The organism is Burkholderia sp. 9779_493 (assembly GCF_015712215.1).
Classification (GTDB): domain Bacteria; phylum Pseudomonadota; class Gammaproteobacteria; order Burkholderiales; family Burkholderiaceae; genus Burkholderia; species Burkholderia cenocepacia.
This window is the reverse complement of the sequence record NZ_JACCQA010000021.1, coordinates 46063-69814: the sequence shown is the minus strand read 5'-3', so window position 1 is coordinate 69814 and position 23752 is coordinate 46063. Positions and strand designations below refer to the sequence as shown.

Genomic DNA, 23752 nt, shown 5'->3' with positions numbered 1-23752 from the left:
GCGGCATGCGCCGGGCGAGCGGCACGCGGCGCCCGGTGCGAAAGCGTAACAGCCGCGAGGCGGCTTGCCGCATCGTTGGCCAATCGGTACTGGCCGGACGGCCATTTCGGCCGCAGCCTGACATTTTGCCTTCAAGATGCGGTCCCGAACTGTCGGATTTTGATCCTGTGGACCGTCTCATGTCACGCCCGCTTCCCCTGTTTGCCGTTGCGCCGTTCGTGGCGTCGTCCGTCGGGCTGTCCGTGGCCCTCTGTGCCCGGCCCGCCGCCGCGCTGCCGGTCAGCAGCGGCTGCGGCGGCGCGGCCACGGCGATCGCCGAGATCCGTCGCGCCGGCGGCCCGTCGCCGCTCGCCGGGCAAACGACGTCGATCGAAGCGGTCGTCACCGCGGCGTTCGGTGGCGCCGACGGCCTGGGCGGCTTCTTCGTCCAGCAGGCCGACGCGCAGCGGCGGCGCCGGCCGGGTATCCCGGAAGGCCTGTTCGTCTACGCACCGAACGCGCGCGCGGCGCCCGGCGATCTCGTGCATCTGACGGGCAAGGTCGACGAGCAATACGGCCGCACGCAATTCACGCTGACGGGCGGCATGGCCGTCTGCGCGCGCGGGCAGACGGTCACGCCGGCGACGCTCACGCTGCCGGTCGCGTCGCCGGCCGTCCTGGCCGCGCACGAAGCGATGCGCGTACGCCTGCCGCAAACGCTGACGGTCAGCGATACCCACGAACTCGGCCGCTACGGCAGCATCGTGCTGAGCAACGGCCGGCTGCGCACGCCGACCCAGGTCGGGCCGCCGGCCGACGCCGCCGCGCACGCCGCGGCCAACGCACTGAACCGCATCGTGCTCGACGATGGGTCGAACCGGCGCGACCCGGCGACCGTCCGCTATCCGCCGCCCGCGCTGAGCGCCGCCAACACGCTGCGCGCGGGCTATACGGTACGCGGCGTCGAAGGCGTGCTCGAATGGCGCTACGGCACCTGGCGGCTGCAGCCGGTGGCCGGCGCGGCGCCCGTCTTCGATCCCGCCGCGAACCCGCGTCGCGCGGCACCGGCCCGGCATCCCGATGCCGACTTGCGCGTCGTGTCGTTCAATGTCTTCAATTATTTCAACGGCGACGGCCATGGCGGCGGATTCGACGCACCGGGCAACCGCGGCGCGAAAACGCCCGCCGCGTTCGCGCGGCAGGAAGCGAAGATCGTCGCGGCGTTGCGCGCGCTGCGCGCCGACGTGATCGGGCTGATGGAAATCGCGAACAACGGCCACGGCGACGCGAGCGCCATCCGGCGGCTCGCCGCGCAGCTCGGCGACGGCTGGCGCACGGTCGACCCCGGCACCGCGCGGCTGGGTCGCGACGCGATCGCGGTCGCACTGCTGTACGACAGCCGCACGGTCGAGCCGGTCGGGCGCGCCGCCACCGTCGCCCTCGGCGGCCGCCATCGCCCGCCGCTCGCGCAGACGTTCCGGCGCATCGGCGGCACGCACGCTTTCACCGTCGCGGTCAATCACCTGAAGTCGAAGAATTGCCCGCACGCGAGCGGCGCCAATCTCGACCAGTCCGACGGCCAGGGCTGCTGGAATGCGGCGCGCACGCGGGCCGCCGCGCGCGTCGCCGACTGGCTCGCCACCTCGCCGACGGGCGTCGCCGCCGGCGGCGTGCTGCTGATCGGCGATCTGAACAGTTATGCGAAGGAAGACCCGGTTCGCGCGCTCGAGGCGCGCGGCTACGCGAACCTGGCGGCGCGCTTCGTCGGCGATGCTGCGTACAGCTACGTATTTCGCGGCGAAGCCGGCAATCTCGACCATGCGCTGGCCACGCCGCCGCTCGCCGCGCGCGTGAAAGCCGTGCGGTTCTGGCACATCAACGCCGACGAACCGCTCGTTCTGCAACCCGTGCCCGATTACAAAACGTCCGCGCGCCGGTCGACTTATTACGCACCCGACGCCTACCGCTCGTCGGACCACGATCCCGTCGTCATCGACGTCGCGCTGGACGACGCCGCCGCGCAACCGGCACCGGGCACAAATCGTGCGCATCGATGACGCGTCGAGTAGTGCATTTGCATCAACAACCAACCTGCAACGGCACTATTTACCTGATGCCCCTGGCGACGCCATATTTACCGGACCTTCACTGCGCCCCGCTGCTCGACACGCTGTACCGCCCCGACACGCGAAATTTTTTCAACCGCTGCGCGGCCCCGCGCGACGGGGCTCCCCGGCGATCCTGCCGACGCATTGAAAATTTGTCTCGAAACTCAATCGGATCAAGTGAATCACATCAGTTGCTGCGATTCGTCTTATCTTCAAATTGCCTGGAATCAAAGGAGGATAAACACCATGGCGCTTACCGACTCGATCGAACACAAGCTGGACCGCGGCCTGTCCGACATCCGTCGCACCGGCCGGCGCGTGGGCCGCACGACGCGCTCGGCGGCCCGCGACCTGCATGCCGACGTGACCGACGATCTGCGCGGGCTAGTCGACGAACTGGAAGATCTGCTGAAGAACGATGGCGATGGCGATATCGCCGCCCTGCGCAAACGCGTGCAATCGCGGCTCGATGAAGCGCGCAGCGCGCTCGACTACGCGTCGGGCAGCGCGGCCGCCCGGCTGCGCGATTCGGCCGAACGCGTATCGCAGGCCGTGCACGACAACCCCTGGCAAACCGCCGGCGTCGTCGCGGGCCTCGCGTTCGTTGCGGGCCTGCTCCTTTCCCGCCGTTGAACGGGGCCGCGTGCAACGCCGCCCGCCCCGCCCGTCATCCATCAGACAACGAAGGAGAACCGCCATGCAGAAGTCCCTCGCCATGAAAGCCGCCGCCGCCGTGATGCTGGGCAGCCTCGCCCTCGCCGGCTGCACGACCACGTCCGGCAAACCCGATAGCGCCGCGGCCAGCGCGTCGAAGCGTCAGTCGATCGACGCCAGCGTGAACGCCACGTTGTCGCGCCTGTATTCGACGGTGCCGGGTTCGCGCGACCTGGTCTCGAAAGCACGCGGCGTCCTCGTGTTCCCGAACGTGCTGCAGGCCGGCTTCATCGTCGGCGCCCAGTCCGGCAACGGCGCGCTGCGGGTCGGCGGCAGCACCGTCGGCTACTACAACACGTCGTCGCTGTCGGTCGGCCTGCAGGCCGGCGCGCAGTCGAAGGCGGTCGTGTTCCTGTTCATGACGCAGGATGCGCTCGACTCGTTCCGCAAGTCGGACGGCTGGTCGGCCGGCGCCGACGCATCGGTCGCGGTCGTGAAGGTCGGCGCGAACGGCGCGGTCGACTCCAACACGGCTACCGCACCGGTGGAAGTGCTGGTCCTGACCAACGCGGGCCTGATGGGCGACCTGTCGGTGAACGGCACGAAGGTCACCAAGCTCAACATCTGACGACGCGGTACGCGGCCTCGCGCCGCGTTCGCTTCCCGGCAGCGCCGCGGCCCCGGCCGCGGCGTTTTCGCATGTGTCTCACGCAGCGGCTATGATGGCGGCACCTTTGCGGGCATACTCCGCATGGGCCGCCCGGCGGCGCATTGCGCCGCGAACCCGTGACGTTCGCGAACCGATCGCGCACGGGACAACGAGATTCAATCAAACCACGCATCAATCTGCGCGAATGTCACCCATGGATAGCGGACACGACCACCAAAAATTCTTCTACTTCCTGCTGTTCGCGGTCACCGTCGGACTGTGCTGGATCCTCGCGCCGTTCTCCGGCGCCGTGTTCTGGGGCACCATTCTCGCGATCCTGTTCCAGCCCGTGCAACGCTGGCTCGCCGCGCGCTTCGGCAAGCGGCGCAACCTCGCCGCGCTCGTCACGATGTCGCTCATCATCCTGATCGTGATCCTGCCGCTCGTGTTCGTCACGGCGACGCTCGTGCAGGAAATCGCGTACGTGTACCAGGAGCTCAAGGACGCGCAGCCGAATTATTCGCAGTACTTCCACGACATCATTCACGCGCTGCCGACGTCGATCCAGAACCTGCTGCAGAAATACGGGTTGACCAACATCCCGGGCATCCAGAAGAAACTGACCGACGGCGCCGCGCAGATCAGCCAGTTCGCGGCCACCCAGGCGCTCAGCATCGGCCAGAACACGTTCCAGTTCGTTGTGAGCTTCGGCGTGATGCTGTACATGGTGTTCTTCCTGCTGCGCGACGGCGGCGAGATCGGCCGCCGCGTGCGCCGTGCGCTGCCGCTCGACGAAGAGCACAAGAACCTGCTGCTCGCGAAATTCACGACGGTCGTGCGCGCAACGGTGAAGGGCAACATCGCGGTCGCGCTCGTCCAGGGCGCGCTCGGCGGGCTGATCTTCTGGATCCTCGGGATCGAGGGCGTCGTGCTGTGGGGCGCGCTGATGGCGTTCCTGTCGCTGCTGCCCGCGATCGGCGCGAGCCTCGTCTGGGTGCCGGCCGCGCTCTACTTCCTGATGATCGGCGCGGTCTGGAAGTGCGTGATCCTCGTCGCGTTCTGCGTCGGCGTGATCGGCCTCGTCGACAACCTGCTGCGCCCGATCCTCGTCGGCAAGGACACGAAGATGCCCGACTGGGTCGTGCTGATCTCGACGCTCGGCGGGATGGCGCTGTTCGGCATCAACGGCTTCGTGATCGGGCCGCTCGTCGCCGCGCTGTTCATGGCCAGTTGGGACATCTACGCACGCTCCGAACAGGGCGAATGACGCCCGTCCGGCCGCCGGCGCTCCGCACGCGTGCGGAGAGCGGCGGTCAAGGATGACGGATATGGATCACGACGGGCGCCACGGCGCCCGTTGCTTCATCCGCCGCGACCGTCATCACGCCGCCATACGGGCCGACGCGCTGCACCCGGCCCGGCGCCAGCAGCACGCTTTGCCCGGTATGCGCATCGCGCCACGTGGCACGCACCGCCGTGCCGCTCTCGGGCGCGAACGGCGCGCCGTCGGGCCCGACCAGCGCCACCTGCGCACCGGCCAAACGCCGGCCATGCGCATCGAACCGGACCGTGGCCGTTGCTCTGCCGTCGACCGCCTGCTCCGCGTCGACGGGCACACCCGCCGGGGCATCGAGCGTCACGTCGTAGAGATCGACGAGCGAGCCGGTGAACCGGACGACGCCATCCGACGCGGGCTGCCCAGCCGCCATCGCGTTCGACGTGGCAGCCGACATCGCGAGTACGACACCGAGCCCGAACAGCATCTTCCGCACGACGCCGGCGCCTCCTGCCGTTGCCGTTGCCGACCGCTTCGCGTTGTTCCGCATGGTTCCTCCCCTCTACCGCGTCACCAGAAAAACAGGCGGCGTGACGTGTCGGTCACGCCGCCTGTGTGCTGGCAATCACTGTAGGGAGAGCGGCCCGGACAATATATGGGACAAGTCCTAAACTGCAGCCGAATTGATCGAACTCAGCGCGGCCGGCACCGCCCCGCTGCGCGGTGCGACCGAGGTCGCACGCCCGTCACGCGTGCGGATCGACGCGCAGCACGAGCTTGCCGCGATGGTCGCCGTCGAACAGGCGGTTCAGCACGTCAGGGGCGTTTTCGAGACCGTCGGCCACGGTTTCCTCGGCCTTGAGCCGGCCGTCGCGCAGCCAGCCCGCGAGCGTCTGCACGGCTTCGCGGCTCTTGCGGTAGTCGAGGATCAGAAAGCCGCGCATCGTCAATCGCTTCGAGATCAGCACGCCGACGTCGTCCGCCGCGCGGCCGCTGTTGTAGTTCGAGATCACGCCGCACAGCGCGACGCGCCCGCCGATCACCATCCGCGACAGCACCGCCCGCATCACCTCGCCGCCGACGTTCTCGAAGTTCACGTGCACGCCGTCCGGCGTCGCCGCCTTCAGTTGCTGGCGGAAATCGTCGGCCTTGTAGTCGACGGCCGCATCGAAGCCGAGCGTGTCGGTCAGGTAACGGCACTTGTCCGCGCCGCCCGCGATGCCGACCACCCGCGCGCCGTGGATCTTGCCGATCTGCCCGGCGATCGAGCCGACCGAGCCGGCCGCCGCCGACACGACGAGCGTTTCGCCCGGTTGCACCGGCGCGATGTCGGTCAGCCCGTAGTACGCGGTCAGCCCGCTCATCCCGCACGCGCCGAGCAGGGTCGGCAGCGGCAGGCCCGACTGCGCGGGCAGCTTCACGAGCTGCGCGGCCTGCTCGGCCGGCACGACCGCGTAGTCCTGCCAGCCGACCAGCCCCTGCACGAGATCGCCTTCCGCGAAACCCGCATGGCGCGACGCGACCACGCGGCCGATCCCGAGCGCGCGCATCACCTCGCCGATCGCGACGGGCGGCAGGTACTGCGGCACGTCGCTCATCCACACGCGGTTGGTCGGGTCCATCGACAGGTACAGCACGCGCACGAGCACCTCGCCGTCGGCGAGCGCCGGCACCGGTGTCTCGACGAGCGAAAAATGGTCGCGGCCGACCCGCCCTTCCGGGCGCGTCTTCAGCAGCAGCTGGCGGTTCACGGGTGTCGACATGATGTACTCCTCCAATCGTTGTAATTCGGGATGCGCGTCAGACCGCGCACATGCCGCCGTCGATCACGAGTTCGGCGGCCGTCACGAAACGGCTCTCGTCGGACGCGAGATACACGGCCGCATGCGCGACGTCGTCCGGCTCGCCGAGCCGGCGCAGCGGAATGCCGCGCGCGAGCTTGCGCGTCGCGTCGCGTTCGCCGAGCGACTGGAACAGCGGCTCGACGATTCCCGTGCGAATGAACGCCGGGTGAATCGAATTGCAGCGCACGTCGATCTCGCGCCGCGCGCAGTCGATCGCGATCGACTTCGTCAGCGACGCGACCGCCGCCTTCGATGCGTTGTACGCGGTGAAATCCGGCTCGACCTTGAACGCGGCGACCGACGAGATGTTGATGATCGACGCGGGATGGCTCTCGGCCAGATACGACAGCGCGTGCTTGCAGCCGAGCACGATGCTCTCGACGTTGATCGCCATCACGCGGCGCCATTCGTCCAGCTCGATTTGCGCGGGCGAACCGATCGAGCCGACGCCCGCATTGTTGACGAGCACCGACAGAGCGCCCATCGCATCGGTCGCCTGCGCGAGCAGCGCCTGCCAGCGCGCTTCGTCGCGCACGTCCTGGGTCGCGGCGAACGCGACCGGTGTCGCGTGGCCCGCGTTGAGTTCCTGCGCGAACGCGTCGAGCACCGCCGCTTCCGCGATGTCGGTCAGGAACACGCGCGCGCCCTGCTCGACCATCCGGCGCGCGATCGCGCGGCCGAGGCCGCCGGCGGCGCCCGTGATGTATGCGCACTTGCCAGCGAGGCGCGAAGAAACGATTGTCATGTGACCAGCTCCTGTCGTGAATCGTCGTCGCGGAACGCTGCCGCGACGGGGTTTCCGTGTCGCTGCCAACCGACGTGCGCCGGTCGCCGCTGCGCCGACATGACGGCGCGCCGCACGGATTCCGGGAGTATATCGAGATGAACGCGGCGCGCGCCGGACCGGCCGGGCGGCGCGCCCGCGCTCGAACGACAGCCAGCGTACGCGAATGCCGCCGATCGATGAAATGAATATTCGTTATGCCCGGCCATAGGCACCGTTCATGAGCCGAACGTACCGGCGCCCATGCGCGAACAGCACGGCGCGACCGGTCGGATGGGCTGCGTCGGCTCGTCGATTATCGGGATAACGGGCGTTGCGTTCCGCGTGGGCGAGGAAGCCATCGAGAAGATGATCCGGCGTCGAATCCTGCACCGCGCCGGAAAGCGCCGGACGAACGCCGGCGGCAGGAAAGCGGGCCGCAGCGCCCGCCATCGGCAACCGTCAGAAGCCGTCGCCCGACGGCGCGCGCACGAACGCGCAGAGTTGCGGCGAATGCGTGTCGATCATCTGCTGGAACGGCGCACGGTGCCCGTACGCGATACCCGACACGAGCAACAGGCAGACCGCCGCGACGCGCGGCGAGAACGCGCGCTGCCGCACGCCGTCGTAGCCGCGCAGAAACACCAGCGCGACCAGCGCGCCGAGCACCCAGCCGACGACGACTTCCGGCACGGTGTGCGAGTGATCGAATACGCGGGCAACGGCCGTGATCGCGCCGATGGCCAGCCCGGCCGCGATGCCGGGCGCCTTGCCGTGCCGGAACGCCTGCCACAGCATCGACAGCGCGACCGTCCATACGGACGTCGACAGCATCGTATGGCCGCTGATCACGCGGAAATCGAACTGCGCAAGCTCGATGCCGCAGCCGGCATACAGGATCTTCGTGGCGCCGACGACGCCCATCCCGGCGGCCAGCAGCACGCCCCAGCGGGCGGCGAGGCGCCAGTCGGTCAGCGCGAGCCACGCCGCGCAGGTCAACGCGATCGGCAGGGTCAGCGCGGCATCGCCGATGTTGCTGATTTCACTCCACATGATGGACTTCGGAGACGATCGAAAGACCGCAGTTTACCGCAGGCACGCAGCGTGCCTGTGTCAGCCTGTGACAGGCTGTATCAACCGGCGACACCGGTAATCAACAGCAGGTTCGTGCCGGTGATCACGGCGAACAGCGCCCACGCGGCCACCTGCATCCCGCGCCCGATCGCGTGCTCGCCCATCGTGCGGCGATCGCTGACCGAGCGGATCAGCGGCCACATCGCGAACGGCAACTGCAGGCTCAGCAGCACCTGGCTCCACACGAGCAGTTGCCCGACCGAGCCGTCGCCGAGCCACAGCACGCCGATCAGCGCCGGCACGAGCGCGAGCCCGCGCGTGATCAGCCGGCGCTGGTAACACGGGATCTTCGTATGCAGGAAGCCGTCCATGATGACCTGGCCGGCGATCGTGCCGGTCAGCGTCGAGCTTTGACCCGACGCGAGCAGCGCGATGCCGAACAACAGCGCGGCCGCACCGCCGGCGATCGGCGTGATCAGCCGGTACGCCTGCTCGATGTCGGTCACGTTGTGCTGGCCCGTCGCATGGAATGCCGCGCCCGCGACGACGAGGATCGCCGCGTTGACGAGCATCGCGACGAACAGCGACACGCAGGTATCGATGCGCACCAGCGCCAGCGTGTCGCGGATCACGCCGCGCGCACCGCCGACGACGTGCCGCGTCTGCACGACCGACGAATGCAGATACAGGTTGTGCGGCATGATCGTCGCGCCGACGATGCCGAGCGCGAGCACGATCGCGTCCTTGCGGTCGTGACCGGGATCGCCGGGCACGAGCCCGCCGACCACCGCATGCCAGTCGGGCGGCGTGATCGCCACCTGCGCGACGAAGCAGAACGCCATCGTCGCGATCAGCCCGAGCACGATCGCCTCGATCTGCCGGAACCCCTTGCCCTGCAGGCCGAGCACGATCACCGTGTCGAGCGCGGTGAGCACGACGCCCCACGCGAGCGGCACGCCGAGCAGCAGCTTGAACGCGAGCGCGCAGCCGAGCACTTCCGCGATGTCGCACGCGATGATCGACACCTCGGCCGTGATCCACTGCACGACGCGGCCGAACCGGCCGTAGCGGTCGTAGCTGGCCTGCGCGAGATCCTTGCCCGCGACGAGACCGAGCCGCGCCGCGAGCATCTGCAGGAAGATCGCCGCGAGGCTCGAGAACGCGACGACCCACAGCAGCGAATAGCCGAACTGCGAGCCGGCCTGGATATCGGTCGCCCAGTTGCCGGGGTCCATGTAGCCGATCGCGACCAGCAGGCCGGGGCCGAAGAAACGCCTGAGCTTCTGCCAGCGCGGCGCGGCGGCGTCGATCGTGATGCTGCCCTTTACTTCCGACGGGCAGAAAGGGGCGGTGGCGGTAGTGGGGAGGAAGGGCATGGAAACCGGGAATCGAGATCGCGATCCGTCGATTTTACGGGTATCCGTCCCGTTTTATCGTGCGCGACCACGCACGCGTCGCACCCCGCTCCGTCAACGTCGCCGTCGCCGTCGCAACATGCGGCGGCTCGTCCTTCGTCCGGAACGGGCGACGCCGCGCCCTGCGCGAGGATCTTTTCCCGCTCGGCGACGCGAAACTCGGTCGGCGACATCAGCAGCCGCTGCCGAAACAGCTTCGCGAGCCGCTCGCCGCTGCCGAAGCCGGTGCGCCGCGCGACCTTGTCGGCCGGCAGCGTCGTATGGATCAGCATGTGGCACGCCCGTTCGAGCCGCACGTGCTGGACGAACTCGGTCGGCGTCACGCCGATTTCCTTCTTGAAGCGCCGCAGGAAATTGCGCTCGCTCATCGCGGCCGCCTGCGCGGCGCTCGCAATCGAGATGCGGTTCACGCTCTGCGCGCGCAGCCGTTGCGCGGACATCCGGATCGACGGGCTCGCACTCAGTTCGCGGAACGCCCACATCGACTGCGCATAGCGCTGCTCGACCGGCCGCATCATGTTGCTGGCGATCTCCTGCGCGGCGCTGTCGCCGAGGTCGACGCGGAACATGTCGAGCGCGGCGGCGAACACGTCGGTCTCGCCGGCCTGCAATTCGATCGTCGTGGTGGCGCGGCGCGCGGCCCTGCCCGGCCGCACGTCGATCGCCGACGAGGGCCGTCGCGTGGCGGCGAGCGCGGGCAGATCCATCGCGTCGACGATCCAGCGCGCATGCCGGCGAATGTCGGTCAGGCGCCGCTGCAAGGCGTCGTCCCAGTTGACGGCCGCGCGCTCGCCATGAAGATGAAAGAACGCGAGCGCCCGGCGGCTGTGTTCGTCGCCGAGCGGATCGGCCGCGATGCGCACGCCGGACGACGACTGCAACAGTCCCCCGCTTTCGGAGACGTACTTCAGCTGGTAATCCGCGCTGTACGCGTGCAGGCGATTCGCCAGATTGAAAGCTTCGCCGAGGCGCGCGGCCTGGGCCAACGAAAACCCCGTACTCAAATAGATAACGACCCACCGCTGATCTGCTGCATTCACTGGCCAAGCCCCCGACTTGTTCGACTTCTTCTAATACCGTCGAACTGTCAGGCTTATATTTGGTTTGAATGCGTGCGACAGGACGGCTATCCCGAAATATGAAGCGACGGCATCTTAGCCGAACGGGTAGCGCCTTTGGCGCGAAATGGCCGACGGGGACAGCATGATGGCGGATTACTACAGGCTGCTGCCCGCCGCTGGTATGCCGGCACAGAATCGCGTATGCGATGCGGTCGATTATTGCGGCCGTCATCCGCAATGACGGGGGTAATGACAGGCGTATTCGAGGGCGATGTCCATCGGCAAAACAGACGTTCGCGTATCGGCCCGAACGGCATCGACACGCATCGAACGCGCGCGATCGCCGCGCATGTCAACCGGCGCATCCGTTGCCTGCACATCCTTTAGAATCGATCGTCCTTCACCACGCCGCCCGCGCTCCGTGCCCGCCGCTCACCGTCTCGACCTGAACCTGTTTCGCGTGCTCGACGCCGTCTACGTGCACGGCGGCATCGGCGCGGCCGCCCGCGCGCTGCATCTCACGCAGCCGGCCGTCACGCATGCGCTCAACCGGCTGCGCGCGCATTTCGACGATCCGCTGTTCGTGCGCCAGGGCAACCGTGTGGTGCCGACCGAACGCACGCGGTCGATCATCGCGGACGTGCAGCTGCATTTGAAAGGCTTGCAAGGCACCGCGCGCGATCCGGCCGCCTTCGATCCCGCGACGCTCGACCTGAGCATCGCGGTCGGCATTCGCGACGTGCTCGAATCCATCGCATTGCCGCGCATCGTCGCCGCGTTCGCCGACGAAGCGCCGGGCCTGCGGCTCGTCAGCCGGCGCATCGCGGTATCCGACATCGAGCGCGAGCTCGCTTCGGGCAATCTCGACCTCGTCGTCGACCGGCGCGTACAGACCGGCCCGCGCATCGCCACCGAACACCTGCTCGACGATTCGCTCGTCGTCGCGCTGCGCCGCGATCATCCGCTCGCGCGCGACGCGCTGCGACGCAGCGACTATTTCGCGGCGCAGCATATCGCCGTGTCGTCGCTCGGCGAGCCGCAATCGCTCGACGTCCTGCTCGGCAACGACGGACGCTTCCGCGACATCCGGCTCACGTGCCAGCACTATTTCGCCGCCTGCCAGATCGCCGCGGCCGGCGACCTGCTCGTCACGCTGCCGCACACCTATGCGCTGCGCATGGCCGCGCTGCTGCCGATCGTCGTGCGACCGCTGCCGCTGCGGCTCAAGCCGTTTCCGCTGCTCGCGTACTGGCACGAATCGCGCGACACCGATCGCGCGCATCAGTGGGTGCGCGAACGCATCGCCGCGCTCGTGCGCAGCAGCGCCGGCATCGCCGACGCGTAGCAGCGCAGCAGGCGCCCGCGCGAACGGGACGGTATGCTGACGGCTGCACGCCGCCATGCGGCGCCCGCTTTCCTTGATCCGCTTACCGGAGACTTGCCATGTCGCTCATCCACGCCGCCGCCGTCCTCGATGCCGACGCGCCCAACTACGTCGTCCAGTTGCAGGCCGGCACGCATGCGCTGACCGGTGACGAAGCGCCGCGCGAAGGCGGCCAGGATCGCGGGCCGGCGCCATACGAATTCGTGCTGGCCGGGCTCGCGCAATGCACGGCCGCGACGCTGCGCATGTACATGCAGCGCAAGACGTGGCCGGCCGCGCGCATCGCCGTGCGCACCGAGCTGCATGCCGATCGCGAAGGTGTGCAATACGTGCGCCGCGTCGTCACGCTCGACGGCCCGCTCGACGATGCGCAACGCCAGCGTCTCGCGGAAATCTGCGAGAAAACCCCGGTGACGCAGTTCATCAAGCGCGGCACGCGGATCGAAACGACGCTGAACTGACGCACGCGGCGGGCCGTCCGGTCTGCCGCCTGACAAACGAAACGGGCGGGGCGCGCATCCGTGCGCGCCCCGCCCGTTCATCGATCCCGCCCGGCGCTTACAGTCCGAGCGCGGACAGGTCCAGCTTGCCGTCCTTCATCGGCGGGCACCAGAAATACGCGCCCGTCAGCGGCCGCGTGAAGCGGAACAGGCCGTCGACGATCCCGTCTTCCGCGCCGCTCATCCGGCGCATCTGCACGTCGAACGCGCGGAACGAGCAGCCGAACGCGACGAAGTAGAGGCCCGCGCGACGCGCGTCCGACCACGGCGACGAACGGCGCAGCATGAACGCCTCGGGCTCGAAGCTTTCCTGCGCGGTGCGCTTCACGTGCGCGAATTCGGGTGCGTCGTCGAGTTCCTCGTTGTCCGACCGGCGGCGCCCGATGATGTGGTCCATGTCGCCCGACGCAATGCGCTCCATCTGGTCGAAGTCGTGCAGCCACTGCTGCACCGCGACGAAGCTCGCGCCGTCGAGCCCCGCGCCCTGCCCCGTCACGATCGCCGCGGCCACCGCGTCGTCGCCTTCCGGGTTCTCGGTACCGTCCTCGTAGCCGGACAGGTCGCGATCGTTCGAATAGCGGAAGCCGTCGACGGCCTCCTGCAGCACGAACGCCGGCGCCAATGCGCGCTCGATCGCCCGCGCGCGCAGCACGATCTCGCCGCGATCGTCCGAGCGCAGCCAGACCCATACGTCGGCCGGCGTCATCGGCAGCGTGCGGTCGTTCACCGCGAACGCCGGGTAGTCGGTCAGGCCCGGCACCGGATGGCCGAGGTATGCAGCCAGCGCGTGCCCGAAACCGACGACCGTGTCGCGTCCGTCGACGATCTCGCGCAGCGCGGCCAGCGCCGCCGCGACATTGCCGTCGTTCGACATCGTGAAAGTGAGGTATCGCGCTGCCGTATCGATCGGAGCCAGGATGCCTTGCTGAACGTCGCTCATCGTTTCCTCGGGAATGGTTCGAAGTGAATCTGTACGGGCCGCCTCGTCGCGCGCCGCGGACGCGCAAGTGTAATCGATGCGCGCGCCGGCCCCGGTCTGCCAGCGCACAACGTCCGCGAAAAGGGGCCAAAACCCCGAATACTAACCGTATCGACGCTGCAACGCCGCATTCGTCAGACGTTGCAGCGTGCGCGGCTGTCCTGATAGAATCCTTGCACGTCTTTTCGGCGTCCTTTCAACCGTTCACTTCAGGGAGGTGCAGATGTTCCGAATGCCAGCCACCTTCCCGAACGTGGTCCCACGGCGCAGCTGATCCAGCCCGCCGTCCGCGCCGGCTCCCGAGTTTTCCGCTGACCCGTCAGCCGCGCTTTTCCCGACAGCCCGTTTCGTTCCGCCCGCGTGTTTCGCGCGGCCCGGCTGTTGCGTTTTCGACGTTCTCCGAACCGGAAAGCCCCGTCGCGCGATGCGCCGGGCAACGATACATGACCAGAAAAACCTCCCATCTGGGCGGCCATGCATTCCAGGCCGTCTTCGGCTTCACCATTCGTTATTGGCGCAAGCAGCCGGCGCGCATCGCCGCGGTCGCGGGCCTCGCGCTGCTCGCCGCGCTCGCCGACGTCCTGACGCCGTTGTTCGCCGGCCGCCTCGTCGACGCGCTGTCGACCGGCCTGACCGACCGCGCCGCCGCGTGGCATTCGGCCCTCGCCGCGTTCGGCACGCTCGCCGCGCTCGGCATCGGCGCGACCGTGCTGCGCCAGGGCGTCTACCTGAACATCATCACGCTCACGCTGAAGATGATGAGCGAGATCGCCGCCGCGTCGTTCCACCGCGTGCAGCGCTTCTCGACCGACTGGCACGCGAACAGCTTCGCGGGCTCGACCGTGCGCAAGATCACCCGCGGGATCTGGGCGCTCGACCTGCTCAACGACACCGTGCTGATCGCGCTGCTGCCGTCGGTCACGATGCTGGTCGGCGCGACCGTGCTGCTTGGCACGCACTGGCCCGTGATGGGGCTCGTCGTCGGCGCCGGTTCGCTGCTGTACATCGCGGTGACGGTCGCGGTGTCGCTCGGCATCGTCGCGCCGGCCGCGCGGCTCGGCAACCTGTGGGATACGCGGATGGGCGGCGCGCTCGCCGACGCGGTGAGCTGCAACGCGGTCGTCAAGGCGTTCGGCGCGGAAACGCGCGAGGAAGCGCGGCTCGCGCGCGTGATCGGCAAGTGGCGGCAGCGCACGCGCCGCACGTGGGTGCGCGGCACGTTCAACGGCGGGCTGCAGGGTGCGATGCTCGTCGCGATGCAGGCCGCGATGATCGGCGTCGCGCTGCGGCTGTGGGTGAACAACGAAGCGAGCGTCGGCGACATTGCATTCGCGCTGACGATGTTCTTCATGCTGCAGGGCTATTTGCGCGACGTCGGCATGCACATCCGCAACCTGCAGCGCTCGGTAAACGACATGGAAGAACTCGTCGCGCTCGAACGCCAGCCGCTCGGCATCGACGATCGCCCCGGCGCGCCGGCGATCCGGATCGGCCAAGGCGAGATCCGCTTCGAGCACGTGACGTTCCGCTACGGCAACCATCCGGTGCCGCTGTACGACGATTTCTCGATGCGGATCGCGCCCGGCGAACGCGTGGGCCTCGTCGGCCATTCGGGGTCGGGCAAGACGACGTTCATCAAGCTGATCCAGCGCCTGTACGACGTGTCGGGCGGCCGCATCACGATCGACGGCCAGGACATCGCGCAGGTGCGGCAGGATTCGCTGCGCAGCCAGATCGCGATCGTCCAGCAGGAGCCCGTGCTGTTTCACCGCACGCTCGCGGAGAACATCGCGTATGCACGCCCCGATGCGAGCCGCGCGGACATCGAGCGCGCCGCGCGCCTGGCCAGCGCGCACGACTTCATCGTCGCACTGCCGGACGGCTATGACACGCTGGTCGGCGAACGCGGGATCAAGCTGTCGGGCGGCGAACGCCAGCGCGTCGCGATCGCGCGTGCGTTCCTCGCCGATGCGCCGATCCTGATCCTCGATGAAGCGACGTCGAGCCTCGACAGCGAAAGCGAGCTGCTGATCCAGCAGGCGATGGAGCGGCTGATGGTCGGCCGCACGACGCTCGTCGTCGCGCACCGGCTGTCGACGGTGCGCTCGCTCGACCGGCTGCTGGTGCTCGATCGCGGCAAGGTGATCGAGGAAGGCAATCACGACGCGCTGATCCGCATCGACGGCGGCATCTACCGCCGGCTGTTCGAGCGGCAGGCGCTGGAGCTGGCGAAAGGGCTCGCCGATTCGCCGCGGCGCGTGGCCGATCGCGATGCCGGGCCGTTGGGAGAGCCGGCGGAGGTTTGATGCAGGCAGGTCGTCACATGACCCGGCGACATGGCTTCAATCGCCGGGCCATGCCGGCGATCCGATTGGCGTGATCGACGCACGACGAGGAAATGATGTTTCAACCGGACGAAACCCGTATCGAATCGAATCGCCTTTCGCTCGCACCGTTTTCGGCGAACGACGCGGATGCGACGCTTGCATGCATTACGCCGTCGCTGACTCGCTATATGGGCTGGGACCCTCCGGCGAACAGGGAAAGTTTCGATCGCGTCTGGCAGACGTGGCTGCATGCACAAACCGACGGCACAGACTACGTGTTCGTGATTCGACAACGCGACGGTGGAACCTTCCTCGGCCTGGTGGGGATTCATCACGTCAAGCAGGCCATCCCGGAACTGGGCGTCTGGATCCGCGAAGATCGGCATCGCGAAGGGATCGGACGAGAGGCGGTCAGGCTCGTCGTGGAATGGGCGTGCGTGACGCTCAACGTCCGGCGCTTCAACTATCCCGTTGCCGAGGAGAACCATCCGAGCCGACGTATCGCCGAGTCCCTCGGCGGCACTGTAACGGGCCGTGGCGAGACCCCGAAATTCGTGTCGGTCGTTTATCAGATACCGGCACCGGTGACCTGCGAAAGCCCGGGCAGGCATAGGCGGTAAACTCGCGACGATCGACCTTGTTCGTAGTGATCCGGCCCATGGCGGGGACTTCCATGAAAGCGGCCTGCCGCCGTCAGACCGCCGCGGACACGCGCCCCTCCCGTGGATCACTTATCATGTCGGCCAGGCAATTCGCGACGAAAGGCAGACCATGTTTACAGGCATTGTTCAGGGTGTTGGCACCATCAACGCCATCAAGGATCACGGCGAGCTGAGGACGTTCAGCATCGCATTCCCCGAGCGGTTCACCGACGATATCGAGATCGGTGCGAGCGTGTCGGTCGACGGCGTGTGCCTGACGGTGACGACCATCCATTCGCCGGTGCTGATCGACTTCGACGTGATGCTGCCGAGCCTGCGGATCACCACGCTGGCCGACCTCACGACCGGCGCGCGCGTCAACGTCGAGCGGGCCGCGAAGGACGGCGCGGAGATCGGCGGGCATCCGCTGTCCGGTCACGTCGATTTCACGGGGACCATCGTGCACATCGCATCGTCCGAACACAACCGGATGATCCGCATCGGCGTGCCGGCCGAGTTCAAGCGCTATGTGTTCGCGAAGGGCTACATCGCGATCAACGGCTGCAGCCTCACCGTGTCGGACGTCAATCGCGACGAAGGCTGGTTCGAGGTCTGGCTGATTCCCGAAACGCGCCGCGCGACCACGTTCGATGCGAAGGGCGTCAACGACAAGGTCAACATCGAGATCGAACGCAGCACCCAGGTCGTCGTGGATACGATCCGGGAATCGGTCAAGGAGACGCTCGGCGAATTGAACGGCGTCGTCACCGCGCTGCTGGCGGAAAAAGGCATCGATATCGAGGAATTGCTGGCGCGCAACGTCGCGCGGCTGCCGAAGCAGTAACGGCGAATTTCCACCGTGCTAGGTGATCCGCTGGATCACCGAGAACCGGGTGCCGTCGGAAAACACCTCGATCCACGGCTCCGACTCCTCGAATGTCCAGAGGACGAGGTCGAGGTCCGTCAGTTCATGCCAGTCGTCGTCGGGCCACGGCATGTTCCATCCGCCCGTGACGGCCACCACCCCGCCCGTGTAGAGCGGGCATTGCGCCATCCATTCGCGCGCGTAGTCGTGCGCGGCCGCGCCCTTGAAGTTGTCGTTGAATCCCCAGTCGCGCTGCCAGCCGTGTGCGTCGAGGTACGCGCCGATCGCGGCCGAGCCGAAGCGGAACACCGCATCGACGGGCGGAAGCGACGTTGCACCGGATCGGCACAGCGGGTGATCCGAGCGGACAGGTTGCGTGGAAGTCTCCACGCGGCCGCCCGTACCGCTTTCGTCGAGATACACGTTCAGCCAGGCGCCGTCGCGCTCCACAGAGATGCACGACGCGCCGGCGTCGATCCCATGCCAGTAGCCGGTGACGGGTTCGCCGCCGGCCGCGAAGCGGTACGCGTGGCACGGCCTGGCGAGGCGCTTCGCTTCGGTCAGAAAGTCTTCCAGTGTCATTGAGCGTCCGTCAGTCGATTCTTGTACTCCGGATATCGCACGGGGCCGCCGCGCTCGAACGACTTCGCACCACGGCTGCCACCCTGCGTCACTCCGCCTCCACCTGCGCGCCCTTCCCTACCGCCACACGCTGTGCGCGATAAATCCCCGCGTGTCCCGAAAACAGATACGCGACGACACAGGCGACGATCGCATACACGCCGATATCCGCGCCGAACAGTTCGATCGCCATGATCGTCGACGCGATCGGCGTGTTCGCCGCGCCCGCGAACACCGCGACGAAGCCGAGCCCCGCGAGCACGGGCGCCGGCAGCGCCAACACCTGGCCGAGCGCATTGCCGAGCGTCGCGCCGATGTAGAACAGCGGCGTCACCTCGCCGCCCTTGAACCCCGACGCGAGCGTGACGACGGTGAACGCGAACTTGCCCGCGAAATCGTAAAGCGGCAGCGGGCCGTGGAACGCGGCCTCGATCGTCGGGATGCCGAGACCGAGATACTGCGGCACGTTCAACACGGTCGCGGCCACGGCGACCATCAGGCCGCCGAGCACGGGCTGCAGCGGCGCATAGCGGATCACGCGGCGAAACCACGCGGTCAGCGCATGCGTCGCAAACGCGAACAGCCGCCCGACCACGCCGAACGCGATGCCCGCGACGACCGTCACGGCCAGCCCGGTCGCCGATACGGCCGGCACGAACGGAATCGCATAGGCCGTGTGATGGACGCCCCACGCGCGGCACACGACGTCCGCGACGATCGCCGACGCGACGCAGGTCAGCAGCGCGTCGTACCGCACGCGCCCGATCGCGAGCACCTCGAGCCCGAATACCGCGCCCGCGAGCGGCGTGCCGAACACCGACGCGAAGCCGGCCGCGATGCCGCCCATCAGCAGCACGCGGCGATGTTCGCGATCGAGACGGAACACGTGCGTGACGCGATCGGCGAGCGCGCCGCCCATCTGCACGGCCGTGCCCTCGCGGCCGGCCGAGCCGCCGAACAGGTGCGTGACGACGGTCGCGACCAGCACGAGCGGCGCCATCCGCTTCGGCACGAGCGCCTTCGGGTCGTGAATCTCGTCGATCAGCAGGTTGTTGCCGCGCGCGACCGACTGGCCGAATCGATGGTAGATCCAGCCGGTGGCGAAACCGGCGGCCGGCAGCCCCCACAGCAGCCACGGATGCGCGACACGCGTACCGGTCGCCCAGTCGAGCGCGATCAGGAACAGCGCGGAAGCCGTGCCGGCCAGCGCGCCGAGCAGGGCTGAAAGCGCGAGCCAGCGGCACACGTAGCGCGCGGTCGCGAACAGATCGGCAGAAGTCGTGAAAAACATAATTTCCAGATTCGACGGAACATCAAAACCTGGGCGGCAGAATACCGCGTGGACGGCCTGCGACCTCCTGACGACCCAGGAACACGCAGGCATCATCAGCCGGGCAAACCGGCGGTTGAGGGCCGCACCGCACGCTACGCGCCGGCAACGACCGCAGGGAGGCATGCCATCTCCGCAGGCCGCCATTGTACGCGACGCCGCGCCACGCACGCAATGCAGGCGCCGCGCCGCCACGCAGCGACAGCGCGTGCCCGGCGCGCGGTCAGTCGCGCGGCGCGAGCGCGATCCGCGCGATCAACTGGGGCGCGATCTGTTCGAGCGGCAGGATCGCCGACGCCGCGCCGATCGCCGCCGCCGCCTTCGGCATCCCGTACACGGCGCTGGTCGCTTCGTCCTGCGCGATCGTGTAGCAGCCCTTCGCCCGCATCGCCTTCAGGCCGAGCGCGCCGTCGCGCCCCATGCCGGTCAGCAGCACGCCGAGCGCCTCGCTCTGCCAGCCGTCCGCGACGCTGTTGAAGAACACGTCGATCGACGGCCGGTACGGCGTTTCGGCCGGATGCCGCGTATAGCCGAGCACGCCGCGCGGCGATAGCGTCAGATGGTCGTTGGTCGCCGCGAGCAGCACCGCGCCGGCCTCGGGCACGCTGCCCTGCCGCGCGACGCGCACCGGCAGCCGCGTATAGCCGTCGAGCCATTCGGCCATGCCGTACGCGAATGCCTGATCGACGTGCTGGACGATCACGATCGCGGCCGGGAAATCGGCCGGCAACGCGCGCAGCAGCGCGGTGAGCGCGGTCGGCCCGCCCGCCGACGCACCGATCGCGACGAGCGTCGGCTGTCCGCGCGTGGGCGCCGGCCCCGGCGGCACGAGCGCCACGGAGCGGCTTTCGAGCAGCCGGCCGATCTGGTCGATCTTCGCGAGCAGCGCCTGCGGCGATGCGTCGGTCGACAGCCCGAGCGCGAGCGTCGGCGTGTCGACCGCATCGAGCGCGCCGGCGCCCATCGCCTCGTACACCGACGACGTGTTCGCGCTGACGCTCGCCGTCACGATCAGGATCGCGCACGGCGCGCGCGCCATGATCCGGCGCGTCGCGGCGACGCCGTCGACTTTCGGCATCACGAGATCCATCAGCACGACGTCGGGCGGATGCGCGACGCAGAAATCCACCGCCTCGTCGCCATCGGTCGCGACCCACAGCACGCGATGGTCCGCACGCAGCGCGATCACGCGGCGCAGCGCCTCCACGGCCAGCGGCAGGTCGTTGACGATGCCGATGTTCATCCGCGCGCATCTCCGATCAGGTCGTGCACGGCATCGAGCAGCGCCTCGTCGTGGAAGCTGCTCTTCGCGAGGTAGTAATCGGCGCCGGCATCGAGCCCGCGCCGGCGATCCTCGTCGCGATCCTTGTACGACACGATCATCACCGGCACGCGCTTGAGCATCGGGTCGCTCTTGATCAGCGTGACGAGTTCGATGCCGTCCATGCGCGGCATGTCGACGTCGGTCACGACGAGATCGAACGCATCGCTGCGCACCGCGTTCCACCCTTCCATCCCGTCGACCGCGACCGTCACGTCGTAGCCGCGCTTTTCCAGCAGCTTGCGTTCGAGCTCGCGCACCGTCAGCGAATCGTCGACGACGAGCACGCGACGGCGCCGGTCGGCGAGCGCGAGTTGCGGATCGCGCGTGAGCCGCGCGAGCTGGCCGCCGCGCACGAGCTTGTCGACCGAGCGGATCAGGTCCTCGACGTCGACGATCAGCACCGGGTCGCCGTTCTCGAGCAGCGCGCCGGCCGCGATGTTCTGGATCTTGTGCAGGCGGCTGTCGAGCGGCTGCACGACGAGCATCCGCTCGCCGAGGAAGCGGTCGACCGCGACGCCGTACAGCTCGGGTTCGCCGCCGACGACCACGACCGCCGTGCTGGCGCGCGCCACGTCGGGCTCGCCCGCGTCGAGCAGCTGGTGCGCGGCGACGAGGCCCGCGCGCCGGCCGTCGAACGGAAAATGCGGCTGCCCTTCGAGCACGTCGATGTCGTCGTGCGCGAGTTCGAGCGTGCGGCGCACGTGCGCGAGCGGAAACGCATACGGCTCGCCGCCGACCTCGACGAGCAGGCTGCGGATCACCGACAGCGTGAGCGGCAACTGCAGCACGAAGCGCATGCCGGCGCCCGGCTCGTTGAAGATCCGCACCGCGCCGCGCACGCCGCGCACCATCTCCTGCACCGCGTCGAGGCCGACGCCGCGCCCCGACACGTCGGTCACCGCGTCGCGCATCGAGAATCCGGGCAGCAGCAGGAATTCGAGCAGTTCGGGATCGGACAGCCGCGCGGCGGTCTCGTCGTCGGTCAGGCGCTGGCGCACGACAGCCGCGCGCAGCGCGTCCATGTCGACGCCCGGCCCGTCGTCGATCACGCTGACGAGCAGCGAGCCGGCGCTGTGACGCGCCTCGAGCGTGACGCTCGCCTCGGCCGGCTTGCCGCGCGCGTGGCGCGCGTCGGGCGAATCGACGCCGTGGTCGATCGCGTTGCGCAGCAGATGGCCGAGCGGCGCGTCGAGCAGGTCGAGGATGTCGCGATCGACCTGCGTGCCTTCGCCGACGATCGAGAAACGCACCTGCTTGCCGAGCGAGCGCGCGAGATCGCGCACGATGCGCGGATACGCGCGGGTCGCGTCGCCGAACGGGCGCATCCGGCACTGCAGCGCCTCGTCGTACAGCTGCTCGGCGATATGCGTGCTGCGCCGCTCGAAGCGGTCGAATTCGTCCATGCGCTCGGCGAGCGAGCGCTGCAGGTCGTTGAGCATGTGCCGCACTTCGTTCATCGACGCGAGCATGCCGGCGTCGAGATCGTCGGCGAATTGCTCGTACATCAGGTCGAGCGAACGGGCCGCGTCGCGCTGCGCACGCTTCACGCGCAGCATCGATTCGGCGAACGGCTTCAGCCAGCGCGATTCGACCAGCGATTCGCCGGACAGGCTCAGCAGCCGGTTCAGCGTATCGGCGCGCACGCGGCGCATCGCGCCGGCACCCGCCACGCGGCCGGCCTGGGCCGGATCGGGCACCGTGCCCGACACGGCGAGCGGCGGCACCGCGGCACTCGCGCCGACCGGCTCGTTGGCGGCGCCGTCGTGATCGCGATACGGCACGACCGACGGCGGTATCGGCGGCGGCACGGCGGCCGGCGCCTGCATCGTCTGCGCGCCGTCGGCGCCCGTCAGTGCCGCCGCGAACACGTCGATCTCGGTCTGCGATACGGGCGGCCCTTGCGGATCGCCGACGCGCACCAGCAAGTCGACGCCGGCCAGCAGCACGTCGACGTGCGTGGCCGTCAGCGCGATCGTGCCGGCCTGCGCGGCGACGAAGCATTCTTCCATCCGCCCGGCGATGTCGACGCCGAGCGGCACGCCGACGATCCGCGCGGCACCCTTCAGCGAATGCGCGGCGCGCATGCATGCCTCGAGCGCGACGGAATCGGGCTCGCCCGATTCGAGCGCGAGCAGCCGCTCCGACAGCGCCTGGGTCTGCGTGCGCGTCTCCTCGCGATACAGTTCGAGCAGCGACAGGTGGCTCAGGTCGTCATCGCCGCTCATCGCATGCTCCGTGTCACGGCGTCGAACAGACGATCGTCGTCGAGCAGCCCCACCGACTTGCCGCGCCACGCCAGCACGCCGCGCGACAGGCCGGCGCTCGCGCGCCCGACCGTCGCGGGCACCGGCACCCAGTCGGACGCGCCGAAGCGCAGCACGCCCTCGACTTCGTCGACCGGAAACACGACCGGTTCGCCCTGGTGCGCGGCCACCAGCAGCCGCGTGAACCGGCCGTCGTCGCTGCCGCTGCCCGCCTTGCCGGCATCGAGGCCGAGCAGCGCGCCGATCGAGATCGCGATGCGCAGCGTGCCGCGGATGTTGACCACCCCGCGCACGGCCGAATTGCGGCGATGCGGCAAGGAATGGATCGGGCGCGTGCCGGCGATCTCGCGCAGCACGCCGATCGGCAGCGCGAGCCATTCGTCGGCCACCCGGAACGCGAGCGCCGCATGGCGCGTATCGCCGTCGTCGCCCGCTTGCGCGGTGCCGAACGCGCTCATCCGGCGCGTGACGTCGGTCATCTCGGCCACGTCGAGCGGACGCTCGAGCAGCTTCGCCGCGTGCGACGCGTAGACCGGGCAGTTCAGGCAGCGCAGGCAGTCGTTCAGCCGCTCGCACGAGCGGTCGCCGCGCGTGCCGATCCGGTTCCAGCAATCGTCGACGTCGAGCGTCGCGTCGTCAGTGGCAGCGGCGTCGCGGTTCATGAATTCCTCTGGTCATCGCGGTGTCGATCCCG

General features: G+C 68.7%; 22 protein-coding genes and 1 riboswitch. Of the genes, 9 read left to right on the top strand and 13 right to left on the bottom strand.

The features are described 5' to 3' along the window. Positions 1 to 179 precede the first annotated feature (179 nt). The 4 genes from H0X95_RS22040 to H0X95_RS22025 all read left to right on the top strand — a co-directional run bounded on the left by H0X95_RS22040 (position 180) and on the right by H0X95_RS22025 (position 4657). Positions 180 to 2036 (top strand): ExeM/NucH family extracellular endonuclease, encoded by a 1857-nt coding sequence (locus tag H0X95_RS22040; protein WP_059722560.1) that lies wholly within the window; start codon positions 180 to 182, stop codon positions 2034 to 2036. A gap of 297 nt (positions 2037 to 2333) precedes the next feature. Continuing rightward, entirely contained in the window at positions 2334 to 2720 is a 387-nt protein-coding gene (locus H0X95_RS22035) for a DUF883 family protein (RefSeq protein ID WP_006487804.1), read from the top strand. A 64-nt stretch (positions 2721 to 2784) separates the two neighbouring features. Continuing rightward, complete coding sequence (locus H0X95_RS22030; RefSeq protein WP_006479499.1) at positions 2785 to 3369, top strand: BPSL1445 family SYLF domain-containing lipoprotein; 585 nt, start codon at positions 2785 to 2787, stop codon at positions 3367 to 3369. 235 nt (positions 3370 to 3604) lie between these two features. Beyond that, a complete protein-coding gene (locus tag H0X95_RS22025; protein ID WP_058902853.1) occupies positions 3605 to 4657 on the top strand; it encodes an AI-2E family transporter in 1053 nt (350 codons plus the stop codon). Between the two features lie 46 nt (positions 4658 to 4703). On the opposite strand, the gene H0X95_RS22020 is transcribed toward H0X95_RS22025, so the two are convergent. The 7 genes from H0X95_RS22020 to H0X95_RS21990 form a co-directional block, all read right to left on the bottom strand. Then, complete coding sequence (locus H0X95_RS22020) at positions 4704 to 5216, bottom strand: hypothetical protein (protein WP_058902852.1); 513 nt, start codon at positions 5214 to 5216, stop codon at positions 4704 to 4706. Positions 5217 to 5412: 196 nt separating this feature from the next. After that, a complete protein-coding gene (locus H0X95_RS22015; protein WP_006487809.1) occupies positions 5413 to 6429 on the bottom strand; it encodes an NADP-dependent oxidoreductase in 1017 nt (338 codons plus the stop codon). Positions 6430 to 6466: 37 nt separating this feature from the next. Further along, complete coding sequence (locus tag H0X95_RS22010) at positions 6467 to 7255, bottom strand: SDR family oxidoreductase (protein ID WP_006497301.1); 789 nt, start codon at positions 7253 to 7255, stop codon at positions 6467 to 6469. 234 nt (positions 7256 to 7489) lie between these two features. After that, positions 7490 to 7726, bottom strand: coding sequence for a hypothetical protein (locus tag H0X95_RS22005; protein ID WP_080403574.1), 237 nt, complete (start codon positions 7724 to 7726; stop codon positions 7490 to 7492). A gap of 9 nt (positions 7727 to 7735) precedes the next feature. Next, positions 7736 to 8326 carry a phosphatase PAP2 family protein gene (locus H0X95_RS22000; protein WP_059722558.1) on the bottom strand — a complete coding sequence of 197 codons (591 nt, stop codon included), beginning with the start codon at positions 8324 to 8326 and terminating at the stop codon, positions 7736 to 7738. Between the two features lie 80 nt (positions 8327 to 8406). Then, positions 8407 to 9723, bottom strand: a complete 1317-nt coding sequence (locus H0X95_RS21995) for an Nramp family divalent metal transporter (protein WP_043205679.1) — start codon at positions 9721 to 9723, stop codon at positions 8407 to 8409. Further along, entirely contained in the window at positions 9672 to 10748 is a 1077-nt protein-coding gene (locus H0X95_RS21990) for a helix-turn-helix domain-containing protein (protein WP_006487833.1), read from the bottom strand. Before H0X95_RS21990 ends, H0X95_RS21995 begins: the two co-directional genes overlap by 52 nt. 496 nt (positions 10749 to 11244) lie before the next feature. On the opposite strand from H0X95_RS21990, the gene H0X95_RS21985 reads away from it, so the two are divergent. Continuing rightward, positions 11245 to 12168, top strand: coding sequence for a LysR family transcriptional regulator (locus tag H0X95_RS21985; protein WP_006487817.1), 924 nt, complete (start codon positions 11245 to 11247; stop codon positions 12166 to 12168). Between the two features lie 98 nt (positions 12169 to 12266). Next, complete coding sequence (locus tag H0X95_RS21980; RefSeq protein WP_058902850.1) at positions 12267 to 12668, top strand: OsmC family protein; 402 nt, start codon at positions 12267 to 12269, stop codon at positions 12666 to 12668. A 97-nt stretch (positions 12669 to 12765) separates the two neighbouring features. On the opposite strand, the gene H0X95_RS21975 is transcribed toward H0X95_RS21980, so the two are convergent. After that, on the bottom strand, positions 12766 to 13647 hold the full coding sequence (locus H0X95_RS21975) for a Dyp-type peroxidase (protein WP_012493176.1): 882 nt from the start codon (positions 13645 to 13647) through the stop codon (positions 12766 to 12768). Between the two features lie 482 nt (positions 13648 to 14129). Here H0X95_RS21975 and H0X95_RS21970 point away from each other — a divergent pair, with 482 nt between their 5' ends. The 3 genes from H0X95_RS21970 to H0X95_RS21960 all read left to right on the top strand — a co-directional run bounded on the left by H0X95_RS21970 (position 14130) and on the right by H0X95_RS21960 (position 17498). Further along, positions 14130 to 15992 carry an ABC transporter ATP-binding protein gene (locus H0X95_RS21970; RefSeq protein ID WP_059722555.1) on the top strand — a complete coding sequence of 621 codons (1863 nt, stop codon included), beginning with the start codon at positions 14130 to 14132 and terminating at the stop codon, positions 15990 to 15992. A 95-nt stretch (positions 15993 to 16087) separates the two neighbouring features. Beyond that, entirely contained in the window at positions 16088 to 16633 is a 546-nt protein-coding gene (locus H0X95_RS21965; RefSeq protein ID WP_080403573.1) for a GNAT family N-acetyltransferase, read from the top strand. A 151-nt stretch (positions 16634 to 16784) separates the two neighbouring features. Further along, positions 16785 to 17498, top strand: coding sequence for a riboflavin synthase (locus H0X95_RS21960; protein WP_006497322.1), 714 nt, complete (start codon positions 16785 to 16787; stop codon positions 17496 to 17498). 18 nt (positions 17499 to 17516) lie between these two features. On the opposite strand, the gene H0X95_RS21955 is transcribed toward H0X95_RS21960, so the two are convergent. The 5 genes from H0X95_RS21955 to H0X95_RS21935 all read right to left on the bottom strand — a co-directional run bounded on the left by H0X95_RS21955 (position 17517) and on the right by H0X95_RS21935 (position 23720). Further along, positions 17517 to 18101, bottom strand: a complete 585-nt coding sequence (locus H0X95_RS21955) for a hypothetical protein (protein WP_006497323.1) — start codon at positions 18099 to 18101, stop codon at positions 17517 to 17519. A gap of 88 nt (positions 18102 to 18189) precedes the next feature. Next, positions 18190 to 19431 carry a voltage-gated chloride channel family protein gene (locus H0X95_RS21950; RefSeq protein WP_059722551.1) on the bottom strand — a complete coding sequence of 414 codons (1242 nt, stop codon included), beginning with the start codon at positions 19429 to 19431 and terminating at the stop codon, positions 18190 to 18192. A gap of 79 nt (positions 19432 to 19510) precedes the next feature. Further along, a riboswitch (Fluoride riboswitch) is annotated at positions 19511 to 19614 on the bottom strand. Between the two features lie 79 nt (positions 19615 to 19693). Beyond that, positions 19694 to 20713: a chemotaxis response regulator protein-glutamate methylesterase gene (locus H0X95_RS21945; RefSeq protein ID WP_006497325.1), complete on the bottom strand. Its 1020-nt coding sequence runs from the start codon at positions 20711 to 20713 to the stop codon at positions 19694 to 19696. After that, positions 20710 to 23019, bottom strand: coding sequence for a hybrid sensor histidine kinase/response regulator (locus H0X95_RS21940; protein ID WP_006497326.1), 2310 nt, complete (start codon positions 23017 to 23019; stop codon positions 20710 to 20712). The genes H0X95_RS21945 and H0X95_RS21940 overlap by 4 nt, the downstream gene beginning before the upstream one ends. Then, entirely contained in the window at positions 23016 to 23720 is a 705-nt protein-coding gene (locus H0X95_RS21935) for a chemotaxis protein CheW (protein WP_059722549.1), read from the bottom strand. Before H0X95_RS21935 ends, H0X95_RS21940 begins: the two co-directional genes overlap by 4 nt. Positions 23721 to 23752: the final 32 nt, after the last annotated feature.

Coding starts and splice junctions, on each gene's coding strand:
- H0X95_RS22040 (WP_059722560.1), top strand. CDS start 180: ATGTCACGCCCGCTTCCCCTGTTTGCCGTTGCGCCGTTCGTGGCGTCG.
- H0X95_RS22035 (WP_006487804.1), top strand. CDS start 2,334: ATGGCGCTTACCGACTCGATCGAACACAAGCTGGACCGCGGCCTGTCC.
- H0X95_RS22030 (WP_006479499.1), top strand. CDS start 2,785: ATGCAGAAGTCCCTCGCCATGAAAGCCGCCGCCGCCGTGATGCTGGGC.
- H0X95_RS22025 (WP_058902853.1), top strand. CDS start 3,605: ATGGATAGCGGACACGACCACCAAAAATTCTTCTACTTCCTGCTGTTC.
- H0X95_RS22020 (WP_058902852.1), bottom strand. CDS start 5,216: ATGCGGAACAACGCGAAGCGGTCGGCAACGGCAACGGCAGGAGGCGCC.
- H0X95_RS22015 (WP_006487809.1), bottom strand. CDS start 6,429: ATGTCGACACCCGTGAACCGCCAGCTGCTGCTGAAGACGCGCCCGGAA.
- H0X95_RS22010 (WP_006497301.1), bottom strand. CDS start 7,255: ATGACAATCGTTTCTTCGCGCCTCGCTGGCAAGTGCGCATACATCACG.
- H0X95_RS22005 (WP_080403574.1), bottom strand. CDS start 7,726: ATGGCGGGCGCTGCGGCCCGCTTTCCTGCCGCCGGCGTTCGTCCGGCG.
- H0X95_RS22000 (WP_059722558.1), bottom strand. CDS start 8,326: ATGTGGAGTGAAATCAGCAACATCGGCGATGCCGCGCTGACCCTGCCG.
- H0X95_RS21995 (WP_043205679.1), bottom strand. CDS start 9,723: ATGCCCTTCCTCCCCACTACCGCCACCGCCCCTTTCTGCCCGTCGGAA.
- H0X95_RS21980 (WP_058902850.1), top strand. CDS start 12,267: ATGTCGCTCATCCACGCCGCCGCCGTCCTCGATGCCGACGCGCCCAAC.
- H0X95_RS21975 (WP_012493176.1), bottom strand. CDS start 13,647: ATGAGCGACGTTCAGCAAGGCATCCTGGCTCCGATCGATACGGCAGCG.
- H0X95_RS21970 (WP_059722555.1), top strand. CDS start 14,130: ATGACCAGAAAAACCTCCCATCTGGGCGGCCATGCATTCCAGGCCGTC.
- H0X95_RS21965 (WP_080403573.1), top strand. CDS start 16,088: ATGTTTCAACCGGACGAAACCCGTATCGAATCGAATCGCCTTTCGCTC.
- H0X95_RS21960 (WP_006497322.1), top strand. CDS start 16,785: ATGTTTACAGGCATTGTTCAGGGTGTTGGCACCATCAACGCCATCAAG.
- H0X95_RS21955 (WP_006497323.1), bottom strand. CDS start 18,101: ATGACACTGGAAGACTTTCTGACCGAAGCGAAGCGCCTCGCCAGGCCG.
- H0X95_RS21950 (WP_059722551.1), bottom strand. CDS start 19,431: ATGTTTTTCACGACTTCTGCCGATCTGTTCGCGACCGCGCGCTACGTG.
- H0X95_RS21945 (WP_006497325.1), bottom strand. CDS start 20,713: ATGAACATCGGCATCGTCAACGACCTGCCGCTGGCCGTGGAGGCGCTG.
- H0X95_RS21940 (WP_006497326.1), bottom strand. CDS start 23,019: ATGAGCGGCGATGACGACCTGAGCCACCTGTCGCTGCTCGAACTGTAT.
- H0X95_RS21935 (WP_059722549.1), bottom strand. CDS start 23,720: ATGAACCGCGACGCCGCTGCCACTGACGACGCGACGCTCGACGTCGAC.